At 37.4% G+C, this 17,458-nt stretch carries 20 protein-coding genes; 3 read left to right on the top strand and 17 right to left on the bottom strand.

Annotated elements, in window-relative coordinates:
• Nucleotides 1-63: 63 nt before the first annotated feature.
• Entirely contained in the window at nt 64-1,266 is a 1,203-nt protein-coding gene (locus WBG21_RS02760) for a site-specific integrase (protein ID WP_340074574.1), read from the top strand.
• Here WBG21_RS02760 and WBG21_RS02755 read toward each other — a convergent pair.
• From WBG21_RS02755 to WBG21_RS02675, 17 genes are all read right to left on the bottom strand, one after another.
• A complete protein-coding gene (locus WBG21_RS02755; RefSeq protein ID WP_340074572.1) occupies nt 1,263-3,449 on the bottom strand; it encodes a PKD domain-containing protein in 2,187 nt (728 codons plus the stop codon). The genes WBG21_RS02760 and WBG21_RS02755 overlap by 4 nt on opposite strands.
• Nucleotides 3,421-4,491 carry a hypothetical protein gene (locus tag WBG21_RS02750; protein WP_340074570.1) on the bottom strand — a complete coding sequence of 357 codons (1,071 nt, stop codon included), beginning with the start codon at nt 4,489-4,491 and terminating at the stop codon, nt 3,421-3,423. The genes WBG21_RS02755 and WBG21_RS02750 overlap by 29 nt, the downstream gene beginning before the upstream one ends.
• Nucleotides 4,488-7,253, bottom strand: coding sequence for a phage tail tape measure protein (locus WBG21_RS02745; RefSeq protein ID WP_340074568.1), 2,766 nt, complete (start codon nt 7,251-7,253; stop codon nt 4,488-4,490). Before WBG21_RS02745 ends, WBG21_RS02750 begins: the two co-directional genes overlap by 4 nt.
• 2 nt (nt 7,254-7,255) lie before the next feature.
• Nucleotides 7,256-7,630 carry a hypothetical protein gene (locus WBG21_RS02740; RefSeq protein ID WP_340074566.1) on the bottom strand — a complete coding sequence of 125 codons (375 nt, stop codon included), beginning with the start codon at nt 7,628-7,630 and terminating at the stop codon, nt 7,256-7,258.
• Between the two features lie 166 nt (nt 7,631-7,796).
• On the bottom strand, nt 7,797-8,696 hold the full coding sequence (locus WBG21_RS02735; protein ID WP_340074564.1) for a hypothetical protein: 900 nt from the start codon (nt 8,694-8,696) through the stop codon (nt 7,797-7,799).
• 66 nt (nt 8,697-8,762) lie between these two features.
• Entirely contained in the window at nt 8,763-9,509 is a 747-nt protein-coding gene (locus tag WBG21_RS02730; protein WP_340074562.1) for a hypothetical protein, read from the bottom strand.
• A gap of 200 nt (nt 9,510-9,709) precedes the next feature.
• Nucleotides 9,710-10,228 carry a hypothetical protein gene (locus WBG21_RS02725; RefSeq protein ID WP_340074560.1) on the bottom strand — a complete coding sequence of 173 codons (519 nt, stop codon included), beginning with the start codon at nt 10,226-10,228 and terminating at the stop codon, nt 9,710-9,712.
• The gene (locus WBG21_RS02720; RefSeq protein WP_340074558.1) at nt 10,221-10,964 is read right to left on the bottom strand and encodes a hypothetical protein; all 744 of its coding nucleotides are present in this window, start codon (nt 10,962-10,964) and stop codon (nt 10,221-10,223) included. Before WBG21_RS02720 ends, WBG21_RS02725 begins: the two co-directional genes overlap by 8 nt.
• Nucleotides 10,961-11,578, bottom strand: a complete 618-nt coding sequence (locus WBG21_RS02715) for a hypothetical protein (protein ID WP_340074556.1) — start codon at nt 11,576-11,578, stop codon at nt 10,961-10,963. The genes WBG21_RS02720 and WBG21_RS02715 overlap by 4 nt, the downstream gene beginning before the upstream one ends.
• A gap of 9 nt (nt 11,579-11,587) precedes the next feature.
• Nucleotides 11,588-12,154 carry an N-acetylmuramidase family protein gene (locus WBG21_RS02710; protein ID WP_340074554.1) on the bottom strand — a complete coding sequence of 189 codons (567 nt, stop codon included), beginning with the start codon at nt 12,152-12,154 and terminating at the stop codon, nt 11,588-11,590.
• Nucleotides 12,151-12,468, bottom strand: a complete 318-nt coding sequence (locus WBG21_RS02705; protein ID WP_340074552.1) for a hypothetical protein — start codon at nt 12,466-12,468, stop codon at nt 12,151-12,153. The genes WBG21_RS02710 and WBG21_RS02705 overlap by 4 nt, the downstream gene beginning before the upstream one ends.
• A gap of 1 nt (nt 12,469) precedes the next feature.
• Nucleotides 12,470-13,006, bottom strand: coding sequence for a hypothetical protein (locus WBG21_RS02700; protein ID WP_340074550.1), 537 nt, complete (start codon nt 13,004-13,006; stop codon nt 12,470-12,472).
• Nucleotides 13,003-13,620: a hypothetical protein gene (locus tag WBG21_RS02695; protein ID WP_340074548.1), complete on the bottom strand. Its 618-nt coding sequence runs from the start codon at nt 13,618-13,620 to the stop codon at nt 13,003-13,005. The genes WBG21_RS02700 and WBG21_RS02695 overlap by 4 nt, the downstream gene beginning before the upstream one ends.
• Nucleotides 13,621-13,783: 163 nt before the next feature.
• Nucleotides 13,784-14,728 carry a DUF6712 family protein gene (locus WBG21_RS02690; RefSeq protein ID WP_340074546.1) on the bottom strand — a complete coding sequence of 315 codons (945 nt, stop codon included), beginning with the start codon at nt 14,726-14,728 and terminating at the stop codon, nt 13,784-13,786.
• Complete coding sequence (locus WBG21_RS02685; RefSeq protein WP_340074544.1) at nt 14,725-16,071, bottom strand: hypothetical protein; 1,347 nt, start codon at nt 16,069-16,071, stop codon at nt 14,725-14,727. Before WBG21_RS02685 ends, WBG21_RS02690 begins: the two co-directional genes overlap by 4 nt.
• The gene (locus WBG21_RS02680) at nt 16,071-16,406 is read right to left on the bottom strand and encodes a hypothetical protein (protein WP_340074542.1); all 336 of its coding nucleotides are present in this window, start codon (nt 16,404-16,406) and stop codon (nt 16,071-16,073) included. The genes WBG21_RS02685 and WBG21_RS02680 overlap by 1 nt, the downstream gene beginning before the upstream one ends.
• 89 nt (nt 16,407-16,495) lie before the next feature.
• Complete coding sequence (locus WBG21_RS02675; protein ID WP_340074541.1) at nt 16,496-16,741, bottom strand: hypothetical protein; 246 nt, start codon at nt 16,739-16,741, stop codon at nt 16,496-16,498.
• A gap of 189 nt (nt 16,742-16,930) precedes the next feature.
• On the opposite strand from WBG21_RS02675, the gene WBG21_RS02670 reads away from it, so the two are divergent.
• Both WBG21_RS02670 and WBG21_RS02665 read left to right on the top strand, forming a co-directional pair.
• Entirely contained in the window at nt 16,931-17,143 is a 213-nt protein-coding gene (locus WBG21_RS02670) for a helix-turn-helix transcriptional regulator (RefSeq protein ID WP_340074539.1), read from the top strand.
• The gene (locus WBG21_RS02665; protein WP_340074537.1) at nt 17,143-17,283 is read left to right on the top strand and encodes a hypothetical protein; all 141 of its coding nucleotides are present in this window, start codon (nt 17,143-17,145) and stop codon (nt 17,281-17,283) included. Before WBG21_RS02670 ends, WBG21_RS02665 begins: the two co-directional genes overlap by 1 nt.
• Nucleotides 17,284-17,458 lie beyond the last annotated feature (175 nt).

Below are 17,458 nucleotides of genomic sequence, written 5' to 3'. Positions count from 1 at the left end.
AAAACAGGCGAAACCCTTACTCTCGAAGCGTTTGCGCTTACTTTTAATAAATTCATTAAAAGTATGCAAACTGAATTTTTTACATTTTACTTCCCAGAAAACTTCCCAAAGAAAATGAGTGGGAAGTTAACACACAAAATCATCATTAAGGATGATTATGTCAGAACCGATGGAACATGTGCTTTGTATGTTCAGATTTTTCTTAATGGAAAAATGAAAAGGTTACCGTTGAATATTTCTGTTGCGCCTGAAAAATTTGATAAAAAAAACCAAAGGGTAAAGGGAAAATCACAATTGGCTAAGGACTACAATTTGATCATTTCAAAAACATTGGCCGACATCAATAAGATTGCTGTTACATATAGGTTGAGCGGCAACTATCTAACCATGGACAGGCTGTTAGAAGATTTATACAACCCAACAGCAAAAATCGACTTTCTGAAATTCTATGAGTACTACTTAGAAAAACAAAAAGGAATATTAAAACACGGTACTTATCGACAGCAGAAAGCTACCCTTACCAAAATCAAACAGTTTAGGGAACGCATTTATTTCTACGAGATTACCGAGGACTTAATTAACCAGCTCATTGACTACATGAAAAACACATTAAAAAATAAACAAACAACAATAGCTACTACTATGAAGAATTTTAAAAAATATCTACATCTGGCAAATAAAGAAGGAATAAGTACACCTCTAAGCTATACCGACATCCACGTAAAATCCTTTAAAGGCAATAGAACATTCCTTTCCGGAGATGAAATTAGCCGCATATATGCCTATAGAAATTCAGCGTATATATCAGAAAGCCACAAAGATATTATTGACCGGTTTTTGTTCGCTTGCTTTACAGGATTGCGTATTTCCGATGTTTTGAGCATTACACAAGAAAACATACTGGGAGATTATCTCGTTTTCACAGCCTCAAAAACAGGTAAGTTTCAAAGAATCATGCTCAACAACTCTGCAAAAAATTTTATTACTGGCCAGGGGCCTCTATTTAAAGGAAATTACACCCCTGAGCATATCAACAGAGAATTAAAATTTATCGCTAAAGTGTGTAATATAAAAAAACATCTGACGTTTCACGTTTCCCGGCACACGTTCGCAACCAACTTTCTAATGAAAGGAGGAAGAGTAGAAGTCCTTCAAAAACTCCTGGGACATTCCAATATAAGAGAAACCATGGTTTATGTTCATATTGCCGAATCCTTAATGGACAATCAAATTACAAACATGGACACCATTATTGATTTAATTTAACTCACCGTTACAGTAACGTCAATGGTATCAGAAAGCCCTACTGAATTAACCACCGTCAATCGTATAACGTAGTTCCCTGCCAGATTGATGTAACCGCTATTCGAAAATCGGGTTACCGAGTGCTCAGGGTTTTGTGCCTGAAATATTCCCGAGGCATTCCCGTCGGGGCTGCTTATTACTTCCCAACTAAAAGATAATGGCAGCCCTTGAGGATCAGACGAATGATTACCCGGTATATCCACATAAAAAGAAGACGGCCCGCCAAACGGACTTGACTGAATAGTAGCTGAATACTGTGTAGCAGGTGTATTAACAGCTGCTGATATTGTTGTTACAGCAACAGGAGGTTCATATGTCGTCCCCCCGCCCGAATTACCTCCGCCCGGATCAGTAATCACCAAGTTAAACGTTGGGACATTTTTCAACTTAAACAATCGCAAACTTATCGTTTCAAACAACGAACTAATAGTTGACCGCTTAAGGCTGCGTACAATGAAGTAATTATTATATAGCCACACCTTGCTATCCGCGTTGAGTTTTGAAGAAATATATATAGGTAAATTCAGAGTAAGATTGTATTCTTCCGAATTCAAATTCTGATAATACCAGTTCCTTAGAAATGTGTGTACAAAACCTAATCGAGAATATGAAATGTTCCCGTCAATTACTAACGGGTTGGCATCAGAATTACTTTGAAAAAATAGTACCGAAAGCCCATCCTGATGCTTTACACCGGCCTCTCCATCAATATATACAACCGGCAAAGGCTCTAACGGAGGCTTTTCTTCAGTAAACCCAATTTCTTCCGTAACAAACTCCCCCTCCCTGCTAAGATTTAAAACCTCTCCGTCCGAAAACGGAATTTTATACCCAACAGATTTATTAAAGCTTCTCGGAACAACATCCATAGCAAACTTAGACAAATCAAGTACCGATTGGCCATCAACAAAAGAGGTAAAAAAATCAAACCGTACCGTTTGTGTTGCCGGATCAAAAACAGTCGCCATATTAAAACTCTCTTTAACGGCATTGATAAAACCCTCAACCGTAATATCCGGAACCAAGTCTTTAATCGAAATATAACTTCGGTACAAAGGGCGTAACGTTCCTGTAATTTCAAACTCCCCGGAAATTGTCGCTTTGGTAGCATCTGTCGCAATTACCCTAATTTCAAAAGCATTCCCTGTTTCGCTAACCCCCACATTAAAATCAAAAGAAAACTCCCTTGTAAAATCCCCTGCATCCCGAGCAATAGCAGTAGCCAGCAGGGTGTTATTAAAATAGCACCGTATATAGCATTCCTCGCCGGCAGCCTGAATATCCCCCTCTACAGACACTTTTACTTTATACGTTCCATACGAATTCATTACAATAGCATGGGCATATTCATTATATGTAAGATAGTTTGGCGTATAGCCCGAAACATTCGCCTGTAAAAGCGTTAATATCAGATTTTCGCCCCTCTCATAATCATTGTTCGTATAAAAAATCGGGTTGTCATGATACAATAAACACTTATTAATAGAAGCATTCGTCATAAGATCGCCCGTTACCGTGTAGCCTATCTGGCTAAAAATAAACTGTACAACCTCCTTCAAATACAAAAACGGGCGCATCTCATTCATTCTGGCAAATGAAATCCCAAAAACCTCATACACCGTGTCCTGGAACACCCCATTTACATTATGATTAATAAACCCCGCATACTGTCCGTTTCCAAACTCATAATCCTTATACCTGTCCGGCGCATACACTTCCACAAAATTAACAGGCGTATCCGGATAATCCTTTAACACCGTTTGCGCCGCAAATGTGTGAATATCATTTCCCGCTTCAATAGTCCCCCACGGAAGGCTCCTCAGGCTACTACCCATAATATCCAGCTTATAAGTATTGTAATAAATAACAACCTCCAGCCCTTTAGACACTCCCGTAATGAGCAACTCAGCATCATAATACCTATCATTGCGAAACAACGTCCCCTTTACATACCTGTTAGATTCTATGCTATTATGATCACTAATAAATTGAAAAAAAGGAATAAAGCTCCGTTCGCGGGGGATTTTAAAAGGAAACGAATACTGCTTTATCAAGCCCTTTTCAAAAAATGAGTTTTCTTCAGAGAACTTAATTTTCAAGTGCGATAAATCCAGCTTAAAAGATTCCGTAATGAATATCGTCATTTTTCGAGAGTTTAAACTTTAACGTTTCATTATTCAAATAATAGTTCGACCTATACGGGTTCAGCTTTTGAGTACGATTTACAATCATTTTTTTCAACCCCTCTTCAAGATGTATAAAAACATTAAACGATTTTAGAAGGCTATAGAGCATTTCATACTTAGCAACATCTAGCAGGTATCCCGTATTCACCGAATACCCATTTTGAGTATCAATAGCCGTAGTATTTAAAGAAACCACATTACCATCAACAAATTCGTATTCATCTGTTTTGTATTGTTTTTCAATTTCCAGTTCTCCTGTAAATTCTATTATAGAAAGAGCGCCGAATAAGTTTTGATAAGCAAAAACAGTATGGCCTATGCCTCCATCAATAATGTTGAACGTGCCTAATTCTATAACAAATCCCGTAGAGAATTTTAAAGACAAGGCCAACGATGCAGAAACCCCGCTCACAACCTTTTTTACAGGAATCGTTAATGTGTGAAGATATGCTGTTGTTGCCGTGGCCGGGAGGGTAATTTCACTTTCCGTAACCCCGTCATCAACAACAAGCACATCAGGCAGCGTAGTAGACAAAAAACTAAACGAAAGCAATCCCTGTTCAGTTAAAAAAGAAGTGTTCTTTACAGGGAGAAGCCGCTTTACGCCACTAGTTAAAAAATCCATACTCAACGCATCATACCTGCCCAGGATCATAAAGAAGTCATGCTCCAGCTCACTAAGAAGGGTGTTTTGCTGCATTTCCTTTAGTTTCATATTGATGCTGGCCAAACCGAACGCATAAAACTGATAATCCTCCATAGTAATACCAGCCAATTCAAATTTTTGGGTAATAATGCTATGCACATAGTTTTCAAAATAAAGCTCGGCTTCATCATTAAAAAAAGGCGCCTCAAAAGTGTGTGTCCATACATCACCATTAAAAGTTACCGTTAGCTCACACAATAAAAAAGTAGCCCCGTCTACTGTTTGCACTACCGCCTTATGATTATTTGAAGTGCCATAAATATTGTTGCTGTAATATTCACCCTGATAGGTCATGACCTTGTATTATTTAATATTTGCTGATGTTCCTCATCAATCTCCCTGTGTCTTAAAAATTCTTCATAATCCCTTACAGAATATGCCCTTATTCCTGCCGCTAATGTTGTTTTTAAATCCTGAATCATATCAATTAACAAAGTGTTTGTGGTATTGGACTCAAAAGGAGTTTCTGCTTTTTCATCAACTGTAATAGACGAAGAGTCCACATGTCCTCCATCCTTAAACCCTCTCCCTAATGCTTTTAAACGCTCCTTTTCCAACCAGTTAATCACCGGCGCATACCGGGGGCTTTCCGTCATAAATTTAGGAGCCACCCACTCATCCGTATGCACCACTCCGGTAACGGCACCTTGTCCATCATGGTAAATAGGAACATTTCCTGTGTGCCCTCCCTGTTTAAACCCTTTTATAGAAGTAGCTAATATCGAAGCTATCTGAATTCCAGCATTTATTTTTGTTGCCAATGCCTGTTTTGTAGCAATTGCTGTATTTATACCTACAAAAGGTTGCCCTCCTGTTAATGGAGAAGCAGCAACAGCCTTGGCATTGGCAATAGCAGTATTCGCTGTTATCTGAGCTAAAGACTTTGAAGCATTGGTTATAACATCTGATACTGCCAACGCCTTTTCAAGAGCAAAGAGGCCTTTATATATAGCCGTCTTTTCACCAAAAACTGATTTCAACGTTTGAATACCAAATACCAACGCATTTTTCTTTGCTTCTTCAAGTTGAAACTCAGCATCGGCCAACCGCTTATGATGCTTTTTTAATTCCTTCTCAAACGCCTTATCAGCTTTTTTCTTCTCAACCAATCGTTTGTCGGTATATTTTTTTCTAATAGCCGCTATTTCCTGTTCTTTAGCTTCTTCAAGCCGAGCCTTCAATTCCCTGTCAGCCTCTGCCAGTTCTTCCTCTTTGACAGCTGTAAGGCCGGCTTCTTCTTCCATCTTAGCAAACTTGGCTTCAAGTTTTAATACCTCCTCTTCTTCAGCACGTTGGGATTCCTCCAACTTTTCTAATTCTTTTTGGAGTTTTCGGTCAGCCTCCCATTGATCCAAAAATTCAGCCAGCTTTTTTTTAGATTCTATAATCCGTTTATCCTCCTGGGTAAGCTCTGAATTACTGTTATCCGTATTCGAAAACAAATCATCAGCCGTTGTATTGGTATCATCAGTAGTTAAAAAGTCATCCAGCGATACCTTTTCAAGTTTATTATTTCCATTCCACGCATCTTGTATATCCTTAAAGTCACTTAACGCTTTGTTTTTCACATCATTAAAAAAACCTAAAGTAGCTGCTGTGGTTTTAACAAACCCCTGCTTTACCTTTTCACTATCCAAAGTAAATACACCTTCAATAATATCTCCCAACCCTCTAAAGGACATACCAGCATTTTCAATAGCCAATATTATTATTTCAAATTGGGCAAAAACAATTTTTCCAATAGTAGCAAGAACAGCAGAAAAAGTGCGGCTTTCATTATTCAACTCTACTATCCAGTTATACAGGTCAACGCCGCCTTTAAGGATTTTAATCAATGTCTGTGTGGCAAACAGTTTCCCTCTTTGTATCCACAGATTGAACCCTTTAGAGCCCGAAGAAAACAATTGGGTATATAGACTGTTAAGTTCTTTATTGGTCGCTAGCTGTTCTTTCTGAATCTGCTGTATTTCCGTAAGCGGCTTCTTTTGCTTATTAAGCGCGATGTTTACCGCTTCAAATATTTTTAAAGCGCCCCCAGCATCCTCTCCGGCCCCTTTAAACAAATCGGCAGTTAATAATTGAGCCTGTTGCGAGTTCAACCCTATTCGTTCTGCCTCTGCCGAAATTAAGGCCAAGGCATCTTTTGTAGTTACGGCCCCGGTTCTTAAGTCCCGAAGAAGTTTCTTGGTAAACTTTTCGCCAAAAGCATTAATCAATGCATCCCTGGCTGCATCGGTTTGTTCAGTAATAGCCAGGTTAAACTCTTTTATGGCATCCGGCAGCTTATCTGAATAAATCGATAAATCAATCCCTGTGCCTACAATATTGGCGAAATCCTGTGCAGAAAACCCGGCATTTCTAAACTGAACGGGATATTCTTTTAAACTATCTAAATACTCATTGTTTTTTAACTTTCCCCGGATGGCCCCATCCTCAATAATATCAAATGCCTCATTATAGGAGATGCCAAAACTTTTCACCAGGCTCTTGGCGCTTTCTACGCTTTGGTTTATGTCAACTTCAAAAGTTTTTTGAAGTACTTCCGCACGAATCCGGATAATATCCACCGCCCGGCCTGTTTCCTGCGTTAAGTCCCGGATTAGCTGGTTGGTTTTTTCTATCTCTATATTATAATCGATCCACTTCTTTACACCAAACCCAACAGCCGCAACAATAGCCAACGCTGCTCCAAAAGGGGTGGCTATAAACGCTAATGCTGCTTTGGTAATTCCCTTTATATTCCCTGCAATCCCCTTTAATCCTGCTTGTACTTGCTTTAGGTTACCGCTTAAAAATCCTGATGAAAGATTGTCCCAATGCCCGCGTGCTTCTTTTAAAACCTCATTGGTACCATGGATTTCCTCTTTTACTTTACCATATTTTTTACGAAGCCCATCTAATTCTCCCTTATATTTCTTAATGTCAGTAGGGTCATTAGCCTCTTTAAGCTTTGCCTTTACCTTGGCAATTTCACGCCCTATACCCCCAAGGCTGTTTTTAACCTCTTTACCATTAATAAAAATGGATAACTGCCGTGTTATTTTCTTATTCGCCATCGTTAGAAGTTAATTTTTGCAGTTACTTCATCCGCACGGATATCCCCAATCTCAGTAGCAAGAGCTTCCAAAGCATTCGTAGCATGTATTGCCTCATTTAAAAACCCAACATGGCTGTGTAACCGAAGTTTTACCCCATTGGATTTTACTCCTTCAAAACCAAAATGATTTTTAAAGCCATAATGGGGCATTTTAATAACAAGGCGCTGAAGCTCACCAGCCTTCATTTTACTCAATACAGTACTACGAAGAAGCTCACTGTTCCCTTGCGTGGTTTCAAATCCTAGCTTTATAACTCCTCTTAGTGATTGCCGAAGTTTTAATGTTGCCTTTTGGGCCGCCTGTTTTTCTAATTGTGTAGAAGATGCCCCTCCCATACCAAAAATTTATGGCAATTTAGGCGTGTATGGTGATTTAAAATAGGACAGGAAACAGCCTCCATAGAAGTCCGGTTATTATCATTAATTTACATCTCATTACCCCTCCTCACCACTTCATTTTGACCTTGGTAGACTTAGACCTCAAAAGTCATAATAATTTCTATTACTTGATACGCTCATAATAAATTCTTCTTGGACTTACTAAGACATTATGAAATCCTAAATAATAAACAGATGTAAAACTAGTTTCAATAAACTGTTTTTTCAGCTGTTCAACAATTAGGCTAGTTATATTCATGAAGTGATTCTCATCACCCCAAATAACTAAAATTTCCGAATCACCTTTATTTTTATTATTATAGATTTTTTCTGCAGTTTCTATAATATCTTCTTTGAAAATAATAATATTATCAAAGCCATAATCGATATAAACATTATCATTTCCATAATAACTTGATTGATATCCCGTCGGTACAGGATATAATCGATAAGATTCAGCAATTGTCTTGAAATCACTTTTACTTAAATCAAAATACAAATCGTTATTGTTTCTTGTTTTCAAGTTTTCGATATTCTCTGAAATATTGTCGGCGATTATTTTTGATAGTCTTTTGTATAATTTACTAGAACCCATAGGAATTTCATCACTATCCCAGGGAGTACATATTTCAATGTTTATCTTAATTGGCGGTTTATAATGATTACTGATAAGACCAGATAATTTTTCACATATCCTCTTAGCTTGATTATATCGTGATAAATAGTCTCGAATTACAAACTGCGTCACTTGTACACCCACTTGCCTACCTTCTAATTGAATGAATAAATCTGGTTTTTTATGATCATCTGTTGAATTAAATCTCAAAAAACATGCCCTCTTTCTTTTATTTTTACACAAATAATCAACAAAGAGAGAACCAATTAGAAATTCAACTTCTTTTGTCTTGTTTTCGTCTACCCATTTTCTTTTTTTGTGAAAGGGTTCATTTCGACCGTAACCAATTTTAAAATTCCCAATAACCTGTGTTTTATCTCTATTTAAATCTTTATTAAGTTTAAGCATTTCTGTTTTTAATAATTGTAAGCAACCTCCGTACGAAGTGTAGCCTATCTTATTGTTCTCAAATTTTTAATTATGATTTTTCATTTTCTCGATCAATGGCATAGGAGGCATACACACAGTATTAGAAAATGGGATTCCCAATCCTTCTTTTTCATTAATATACCTTTGAGAAAACTCTTCCCAAATTTCTTCAACGGCTATGATTAGAAGTTCAGTAGAAAATCCTGAAGAATTCTCTAGGGAAAGCTTTTTCTCTTCATTCTTAAATATATCAACCATTATTATTGGTGGGCTGATAATAGTTAAATTTTCAAAGCCATGATCCTTCAATAATTCCAAAGGGTTGACTCTTTCACATTTACTTATTAAAAGTAAGGAAAAGTATTTCAGATTTTTTACGTCAATGAAGCCGATACCAGATTTGGCTTCTTCATCGAAATCTACTTTTTTGAACCTTTTTTCAATTGATAAAATGTCTGTTAAGTTAAAACTTTCTACAAGAATTGGCAAAAAACCACCTCTATTTAAGTTAAAGACATTCAATCCCGGGTTTATTTTGTTAATATATATTTTTTTCTTGTTTCCATCTCTAGATTTTGAATGAATGTTCCCATTATTATGAAAGGAAATATGATCATTTAAATATCCATCTAAAAGTTCCTTTTTACCTATATGACCATATTTGGATTTAGTTCTACTACCCCATGGATAATGATAGAACAGTTCAGCTTTCGAATGAATAGCCCTAATTGTTACACCATGATAGACCTCTTTATTAATCTTAAAAAATATGTCAAATTTGGAATTAAGCATTTTTTTAATCAAACATAATGCATTTGTGAAACATGTATTAATCATGGATGAATATATGAAAATAATTCAATCTATAATTAAATAATTTCGCAGCATGAACGAATTTGAATGGTGGTACATTCCTATTATGAGTTTGATTTGGCTAGCAGGCCTATGGTTCAATACTTTTATTCGCAAGAACAAGTATAAAAAATAAAGCTTTACAAGTCTGCCCACTTAGCCCCATCAGGCGCCATGCCCACCTGGTTCTTTAAAGATAGCTCACATCGGTACCCATAAAGCCCCTCAGAAAACAACGGGCCTACCTTAAAGTGGTGAAAACTGTTCTTATCTACCAATCCGTATAACCAGCTTTTATTACCGTTGGCGTCCTTTACATTTTCTGAATCATATAAGATGCGTTGCTCTAAATCAAAACAAATTTGCTGACAGTAATCCAGCGTTTCGTTTTGCGCCTCGTACTGGTCTAAATTACCTGTACGTGTATTGGGTTTTCCTAATATGGTAAAAGCGGTGCTATTAATATGCAGGGTTTTAGTATTATCGCCCAAGGTTTGAGTTTCTACAGCATCAATAAGCATTACGGGTAGCTCAATACCCGAGCGCAATGCGCCGGATATTTCCGATACGTTCCAACGATACGCCGTTTTAACATCCACATGATTTGCCACAAGCTGCTCCAAATAATTAATAACATCCAAAAAAGATACCCTAGGCATACGGTTTTCGCTTTAATTGTTCCTCAAATTCCCCCAAAAAAGTATATACATTCGTATTTTTAGTTTCATTATGAGTCCCAAACTTACCGCCCGAAGCATGCAATACCAACTTCCCAAAACCACTGCTTTTAGGCAATTTCACATTCCCTTTAGGCTTCGGGAACACCAAAGGGAATTGCGCGGTCAAATATGCCCTGCATCCCTGGTAACTCAATAAAATTGCCAACAATGTGCACCTATCGGTTTTGCGCAAAGCATTGGCGCGGGCATCCAGTTCCGTTTTATCAAAAGGCATCCGCTTTCCATCTTTATCAGGCTCCCTATACAGTACCGCCGCCAGGTAATACAGATACTCAATGTCTTTACTATTGAACCACCCAAAGAACAAATCCTCAGCCACCGCAAACTCCTCTACTGTTAAATTGGTAATTCGGGCTGCCGGAGCCAGGAAAATTTTACCTTTTGCTTTTATCGCCGGAATAAATGTGGTCAGGCTCAAAGTGTTTTGCAGCCAGCTATAATGCTTTTTCAATTCCGAAAGCCCCACATGGTTAATGGTTTTAAGCGCTTTATACTTTTTCCACAACTCCCACCAACGAACATCCAACAAAGCAACAAACACCAAACAATCCATCAATACCCCCGATATGCCCGAATGAAAATAACCGGCAATCTTTTTCAACTGCCTCGCATTCAAATCATTCCATTGCTCAGGGATGGTTAAGTTAATGGTCATTTTCTCTTATTAATTACAAAAGTTTCAGTCCGCCCACAATCATCCTTTATAATAACCGTTGCCTTTTTGCGGCCAAACAGACGGGTTTTAATTCCTAAAAAACTCCACTTATTGCGCTCCCAATAAGCCATTACATCGCTTTTGTTTTTGAATTTCCGATCAGTAATATTCAAACTAAGTGTGTCATTTTCAAAGGCTACATACCCTTTAATGATCATACAACTGGTACTATCAACCACAGGCACTTTAACAGCCTTCTCTTTCTTTATCGCATCCAGTATCGGCTGTAGATTAACATTCCGGATAGTGGTGTCCCTGTAATTCAACTGTTGCGTAATAATCTGTTCTATGCGTCTGGTGGCTATATTGTGCTGTTTTAAAAACGCCTGCAAATCCTGTCGGTTGTATTCAAGATATTCGTCCAGTTCCTTTTTAGTATATGTTTGGGCTGCAAAACGAAGGCTGTCCATCATACGAATACTCTCTATATTTTCAGACTGGCGTTTATTTTCCTCCTTTTGAAACCGGTAATCCTTAAAAAACCATATAGCTACCATAGCAGCCACAACTATTAAATATGTTTTAAGATTATCAATGCCAAATAATTGCTTCATAGCTTCTTTTTATAAGTACTTTAAATAGGCTTTTTCCAACTTCACATCATACTTGTTGGCGCGGTATCCACTGCCATTATAGTAATAGGCAAACCTTGACCAGTTTTTATCCCTCAACTCATCATCTAGCCTACGGTTCTTTATATAATTAACAAACGCCTGAAGCTGCGCCCCCTCACTTTCATACATGGCATTCACAAATTCCTGTACCGTGCGGAACCCGCATTTATCATAATTAAATCCCATGATTTGAAACTTCCCCCAGGAACAACTTTTCAATGCTGCCTCCCTGTCTAAGGAAGCTGCTAAAGACAATCGCTTCTTTTCAATAGTTTGATTTCCATAAAAAACTCTTGTCCAGCGAGGATAAGAAATCGATCTGTATTTCCATATTCCTGTAAACTTTCCATCTGTGAATTTATGAAACCAGTGCCCTTCAAAAAGTGTTTTGGGTGTACCATCACGATTAAAACCACTCCCCCGGCTTTCCACATCAGCAACGGCCTTTATTACGGCCACTTCACAATCCAAAATTTGAGCAGCTCTTATATAGTCCTGTTCCGTTATTCTTTTCATGAATGTTTTTTTTTATAGTTCTCAAATTCATTTTTTAAAAGACTATTTTTTCTTTTTTCATTGTTCAATTGAGTTTTAACATCGACTAATTTCTTTTTTAAATCATCTATTTCCTCCCGCAAATCTTTATACCGAATCAGCGAATCTTCCATAAACTTATCGTAAGCTTCCTGCATCTTTGACAGCGCATCAGCAGTTAATTGTTTCTCTTCTATTTTTCGTTTTTTGCGCTCTGTTATGTAGGCAAAAAAAGAACCGCCTCCAAATAAAGCAGTTATAATAGAAAACATATTATCCAAAAGCCATTGCTCCATATTATTCAAAATTGAACTGAACCCCTATATTTTCTCCAAAAAAACCAATAGGCCGTCCATTTTTATCTTTTCCTTCTAAAATGAAAAGTGTTGCCAGCTTTTGATATAAAGCTTCTAAAGCAGGGTTAATTATAAGTTTATCTCCCAAATTGTCTTTCACAAAGTATTTTTGTGCGGAAGCATAGGTTGGATAGCCAACTAGTATCTCTTCATCTCCTTGTAATTGTCCCCCTCCTTCTAAATATTGAAATAAATTCACTTGATTATTGTCAATAGTTACCATAGTAGGGCGTTCAAACGAATCAAAAACCAACACAGTCTCTGCAATGGTTTCCGTTTTTTCTACCTGAATTTTAGATGGATTTTCTCCCGAAAAATCAATTTCATAAACCAATTTTTTGTGTTGGAGCCGAAGCGAAACCTCTAATCTTTTATTATCAGGATCATCCTTTAAAAATCCGTCTGTGATAAATACATTCTCAAAAGCTTGACCACTTATAGGGTTTAAATAATTATTATGTAATGTTATAAATTTCATTGTGCTACAATTAAATTGTTAGTTTTTATCTGTGTTACATTTTGAAAAGAATTGGTTTCTAATGAAATATTCCAACCCGTTAACCATTTATCAGAACTGTTACTATTAAAAGAAAAAATGCCTTTAGTAACCACAACTGTAGGGTTCCAACTGCTGTTCAATTCACCAATATATATACAACACTTAGATCCATCATGTCCAAACCTTACTGGATAATTTCTATCAGCTAAAGAAGCAAGAACTTGAACAGTTGTAAAAAGCCATTCTGAATTAGCAAGATAATTATAACCCGAAATTATTAATTCCACAGACTCACTTGATTCTCTGTCGAATATGCTGATAAACAACGTAATCCTTGTAGACGTGTATGATTGCGGCAATGTAATCTTTATAGCTCCAACAGACTCAACGTTATTAAAAAATCTAGCATCCAATGGTGTCAATTGAGTAATTGAGCCATTGCTCACAACTCCTGGCGTACTGTTGGCAAACGCATCAACCTGGGCTTTCAAATAGTTATCATTCTCTATCAACTTGCCCATATTGGTACGCAAGCCGGCGCCCTGCCCATCGTTGGGGGTTGATCCTAAGCCGATTGTTGGGTTAAATGCCATAGTTAATCAATATCACAGGTTATGTCTTCGCGATCACAGGTAATGGTTTCCGAATCGCATGTAAAAAAAGCGACTACATTGTTAACCCCTTGCTGCAACACACTAAAAATTCGTATCATGATTCAAATATCCGTTGCCTTTTATTTTTAAAATAGGACAGTATTTATAGCCCTACAATAGATTTTGTTTTGGTTAGGTTTATATAATTGGGGGCAACTTTTTCCACATATTCTGTAAATTCTGCCGGTTGCTCTTTTATAATTTGCAACACCATTTTTAAATATTCCTCACCTTCAACCTGTTTATTGGCTTTGGTACGAATTAAGAAGTCATTAATCTTAAGGTTCAGGTTGGTTATTGTCTTTTCATACGGAAGCTCATCGAAGCGAAGGTGTATTCCCTTTGCATCCAATACAAACAGCCCGTTATCCACGGTCTTCATAATCGTAAAAGCTACAACAGACTGCTGCAGCAATTTCTTCACTTCTTTTCGGTATGTGTTACTCTGATTGGTTTTTAACGCAGCAAGCAGTCCCTCGCCAATAACAGGTTTTATAAATTGGTCTTCTACCACTTTAATAGTAGGCCGCAGAGCCACAAACGTCTGCCGGCTGTTAAATATATGGTAATAAGTATTGAAGGTGGATGTTTTGTTAACCAGTAAATCTTTATAAACCGTATAACTTTCCGATTGAAACCACTCAGTAAATTTATCAGCGCTCAACTCCATAAAAGCCAAGAGCTCATCCAAAGCCTCATGCGCGGCTACTTTAAAGGAACGTTGCAACTCCTTAAACTGCTTATCAGAAGCCGGGCGGGTTTGCTCATTTTCCATTACATGAATTCCACTATCGGTTATTTGTACGGCCCCGATAGGCAGATACAAATAATATCCATAATTAGCTACCGCTTCCTGTGCCAATTCCTGTGCCCCCTTAACAATAGCGTCGGTAACCGCCTCGTCAAAAACAGCTAACTGGGCGGCCCCGATAAGCGGCTTCAAAAAAGTTCGTTCGGCTTTTATCAAATAAGGGGCAACATTATCATGGTCAACTGAACCATTGACCGACAAAAACTTCCGGAGGGTGGCCGTATCTTTTATAATCATAACTGCGCTGCTTTTTGGGTTCCTGTAGGATTCTTATCTAAGGTTGTTAACACCGTATCTTCAAAGCCACCAATAAGATCAGGCGGCCAGCCATTGTATTGTTGAATAAACTCAAAAGGTTCCAGCGTGGTCTCCCTGTTCGTCTTCATAAGCGCTGATAAAATAAACCATGCTTCGCGCTTATCCGAACCGGAACCGGCCCCCAATTTACCACCGGGTATCCCTGCGCCAATCAACGATGGGTCAACCCCAATAGCCGTTAAAATTTCTTGATTACCCGCAGATGTATCCTGCAAGTACGCCCCGTCCTTTAACTTATTATCAACAGCTGTAACCTTTAACCCAGGCAACGGGTTCCCATTATCATCCTTATACACCACAGACATGATGCTTTTTCCCGCGTTGGCAGTGTCACGTAAAGCCTCATCCAGCTCCTCCACAAATTGTACCCGTATCTCCTGCCGTTTTTCCGCAGTAAAAGAAACCCAGTCCTCTTTATACTTTCGGTCAAAATACTCTTCCGACACCTCGATCAAAAACTTAACATTCAACTGGTTTTCAATAAACGCTTTTTTAAATTTCGGTATCGAGTTGGCCACATCCAACCAACCACTATTAATCGCCGAATGCCATTCCGCCTTCGGATAATAATTCTCATCCACTAAAGGATAAAAGATGGGCCTTATAAAATTATATATCTTGTTTTTTTTGCAATATTCTTTTACTTCCTCTGCCCCCCAATAACTATCTATCAACGGAACCTTCGAAACAAACTTCGATACCGCATCAACCCCCTCGGCCCATTTGGCAGAGAGATAGACATTTTGTACAGAACGTGTGCCATCGTCCATAACCTCAAAACGGCAATCGGCAGTTTTCTGGCGCTTGATCCGGTTGATGGTTTTAAAATCCTTTGACAAGACATACTCAGGAAAAGCAATCGCAAAATATTCCAAATCAGTAATGGTTTCTTTCCAAAAACGTTTCATTTGGTTCTTAACCCAAAATGTTTTGATATAGGAAAACTCATTAATGCTCTTTGGAACTATACTGCGTTTACCATCTTCGTACTTCTCCTCGGCGAGAATAAACCCGGAACCATAATGCGCTTTACGTGAAACGCGAAGACCGGAAAGCGCAGCACCATTGAGCCTGATTTTTTTTAGCAACTTCTGAGGAAAATCATTATTTTTCCCCCAGGCAGCAATTTTGCCCGTACTCTCCTCCGTATGCAAAAGCACACTCGTTACATTACTATCCGTACTTTTAGCAGAAGAAAAAGAAACCAGCGCTTTTGTATTCTGTCCTGTAATTGCAATATCTCCATGAAATACTGTACTCATCAATAAATAACTTTTTGGCCGTTAATGGATATAATTAACCGAATATGAATTTTTTTTATGTCTCCGTTTTGCAAGACTAAATTTCGCGTCCGGTTATGAAAGTGATTAGGGTTCCGCTTTATAATCTCCGCCGTCTGAACAGTTTTTATGCTGAGATGTTTGTTGCTTTTTTCGGAACGAAACTTCCTTGCCTGTTTGTATTCATAAAATTTTCCACCGGTTTTGGAATTTCTTTGCAACGACCGGAAGGCAATATCAAAAGGAACCGCCTTTCCTGCCCCGTCTACTTTATCAATAATAGCAATGGCTCCGTTTAAAGAAATTGCTTTTTTCATATTGCTAAATTCGGAGCATAAGAGTTTTTAAAATAGGACAATAAAAAAGCCCATTAATAACGGGCGAAAAGAAAACTAAAATAATGCTTTCAATGATCGTGATAGTTCATAAAGGTTTCAACTTCTCTTTCGTTCTCTTTTAAAATAAAGGATAATGAAAGGCAGGCATGCAGAATATCCTTAGTAATTTTAATTTCTTCGGCAGTAAGCGTGTCTTCTTCTATCCGTAAAATCGCATCATGAATCAGCCGTTGTGAAGCTGTATGCCGCTCCATTATATCTTTAAACCGAATAAGTGTATCAGCAATTTGGGACTCTATTTTTATCTTACTCATAGATTCAGGCTTTATTTCGGTGGCTAATATAATGTATAATTTGTTCGGTAAATCGAAAGTAATTGATTTCTAAATAGTTGCATATTAACAGTAAATTAATTATGGTTTTTACGTAATTTTCAACGAATTTTTCATTCCTGTTAACGATTATAACTATTATGAGCCAGCATAGGTTCGTATCTTTCAATTATGAAGTTTGAAAAGAAAATGAAGGTGATTATAGAAAAAGAAGAACTTAATCAGTCTCAAATGGCTGAACGGCTAAATTGTTCCCGATCATATATAAGCGAGTTGCTTATCGGACGATATTACCCTTCGTACCAATTTCTTATAAAAATAAAAAGAGCCTTCCCAAATATTACAAACGACTTTCTATTGAATGAAAATGTAAACGATTACTAATGGATTTTGAAAAAAAAATAAAGAAACTGGAGGATGAAGTTGAAGAAGTAAAATCTGAATTAGAATATGCCAATAAAAAAATTAAACTAATCGCCATGAACATAGATAGAATCATAAAACTCAACAACCTTGAGTATTAATATAATCCAAGAAAAAACTTTATAAAACTCCATAATTCAGGGTAGTTTTTCATCAAAAACAAGGTTTATGCTGCCTTTTTGTGCTGTTTTTAATAGCCTAATCTCATTTTTAAAAACTCAACTTGTTTATTATCAATTAATTAAAATCAAAAAAAATCCTTTAAAATCTATTTTT

The sequence above is a fragment of the Leptobacterium meishanense genome, assembly GCF_037645805.1.
GTDB classification, from domain to species: domain Bacteria; phylum Bacteroidota; class Bacteroidia; order Flavobacteriales; family Flavobacteriaceae; genus Leptobacterium_A; species Leptobacterium_A meishanense.
The sequence above is the reverse complement of the archived record's forward strand: the minus strand, read 5'-3'. Positions and strand labels throughout refer to the sequence as shown.

Bases quoted from the DNA above. Each gene is read 5' to 3' on its own strand.
- WBG21_RS02715 (WP_340074556.1), bottom strand. From the start codon at position 11,578: ATGAAGCAATTATTTGGCATTGATAATCTTAAAACATATTTAATAGTT.
- WBG21_RS02670 (WP_340074539.1), top strand. From the start codon at position 16,931: ATGAAGTTTGAAAAGAAAATGAAGGTGATTATAGAAAAAGAAGAACTT.
- WBG21_RS02690 (WP_340074546.1), bottom strand. From the start codon at position 14,728: ATGATTATAAAAGATACGGCCACCCTCCGGAAGTTTTTGTCGGTCAAT.
- WBG21_RS02675 (WP_340074541.1), bottom strand. From the start codon at position 16,741: ATGAGTAAGATAAAAATAGAGTCCCAAATTGCTGATACACTTATTCGG.
- WBG21_RS02755 (WP_340074572.1), bottom strand. From the start codon at position 3,449: ATGACGATATTCATTACGGAATCTTTTAAGCTGGATTTATCGCACTTG.
- WBG21_RS02760 (WP_340074574.1), top strand. From the start codon at position 64: ATGCAAACTGAATTTTTTACATTTTACTTCCCAGAAAACTTCCCAAAG.
- WBG21_RS02735 (WP_340074564.1), bottom strand. From the start codon at position 8,696: ATGCTTAAACTTAATAAAGATTTAAATAGAGATAAAACACAGGTTATT.
- WBG21_RS02740 (WP_340074566.1), bottom strand. From the start codon at position 7,630: ATGGGAGGGGCATCTTCTACACAATTAGAAAAACAGGCGGCCCAAAAG.
- WBG21_RS02665 (WP_340074537.1), top strand. From the start codon at position 17,143: ATGGATTTTGAAAAAAAAATAAAGAAACTGGAGGATGAAGTTGAAGAA.
- WBG21_RS02710 (WP_340074554.1), bottom strand. From the start codon at position 12,154: ATGAAAAGAATAACGGAACAGGACTATATAAGAGCTGCTCAAATTTTG.
- WBG21_RS02685 (WP_340074544.1), bottom strand. From the start codon at position 16,071: ATGAGTACAGTATTTCATGGAGATATTGCAATTACAGGACAGAATACA.
- WBG21_RS02695 (WP_340074548.1), bottom strand. From the start codon at position 13,620: ATGGCATTTAACCCAACAATCGGCTTAGGATCAACCCCCAACGATGGG.
- WBG21_RS02725 (WP_340074560.1), bottom strand. From the start codon at position 10,228: ATGCCTAGGGTATCTTTTTTGGATGTTATTAATTATTTGGAGCAGCTT.
- WBG21_RS02750 (WP_340074570.1), bottom strand. From the start codon at position 4,491: ATGACCTATCAGGGTGAATATTACAGCAACAATATTTATGGCACTTCA.
- WBG21_RS02745 (WP_340074568.1), bottom strand. From the start codon at position 7,253: ATGGCGAATAAGAAAATAACACGGCAGTTATCCATTTTTATTAATGGT.
- WBG21_RS02700 (WP_340074550.1), bottom strand. From the start codon at position 13,006: ATGAAATTTATAACATTACATAATAATTATTTAAACCCTATAAGTGGT.
- WBG21_RS02730 (WP_340074562.1), bottom strand. From the start codon at position 9,509: ATGCTTAATTCCAAATTTGACATATTTTTTAAGATTAATAAAGAGGTC.
- WBG21_RS02680 (WP_340074542.1), bottom strand. From the start codon at position 16,406: ATGAAAAAAGCAATTTCTTTAAACGGAGCCATTGCTATTATTGATAAA.
- WBG21_RS02705 (WP_340074552.1), bottom strand. From the start codon at position 12,468: ATGGAGCAATGGCTTTTGGATAATATGTTTTCTATTATAACTGCTTTA.
- WBG21_RS02720 (WP_340074558.1), bottom strand. From the start codon at position 10,964: ATGACCATTAACTTAACCATCCCTGAGCAATGGAATGATTTGAATGCG.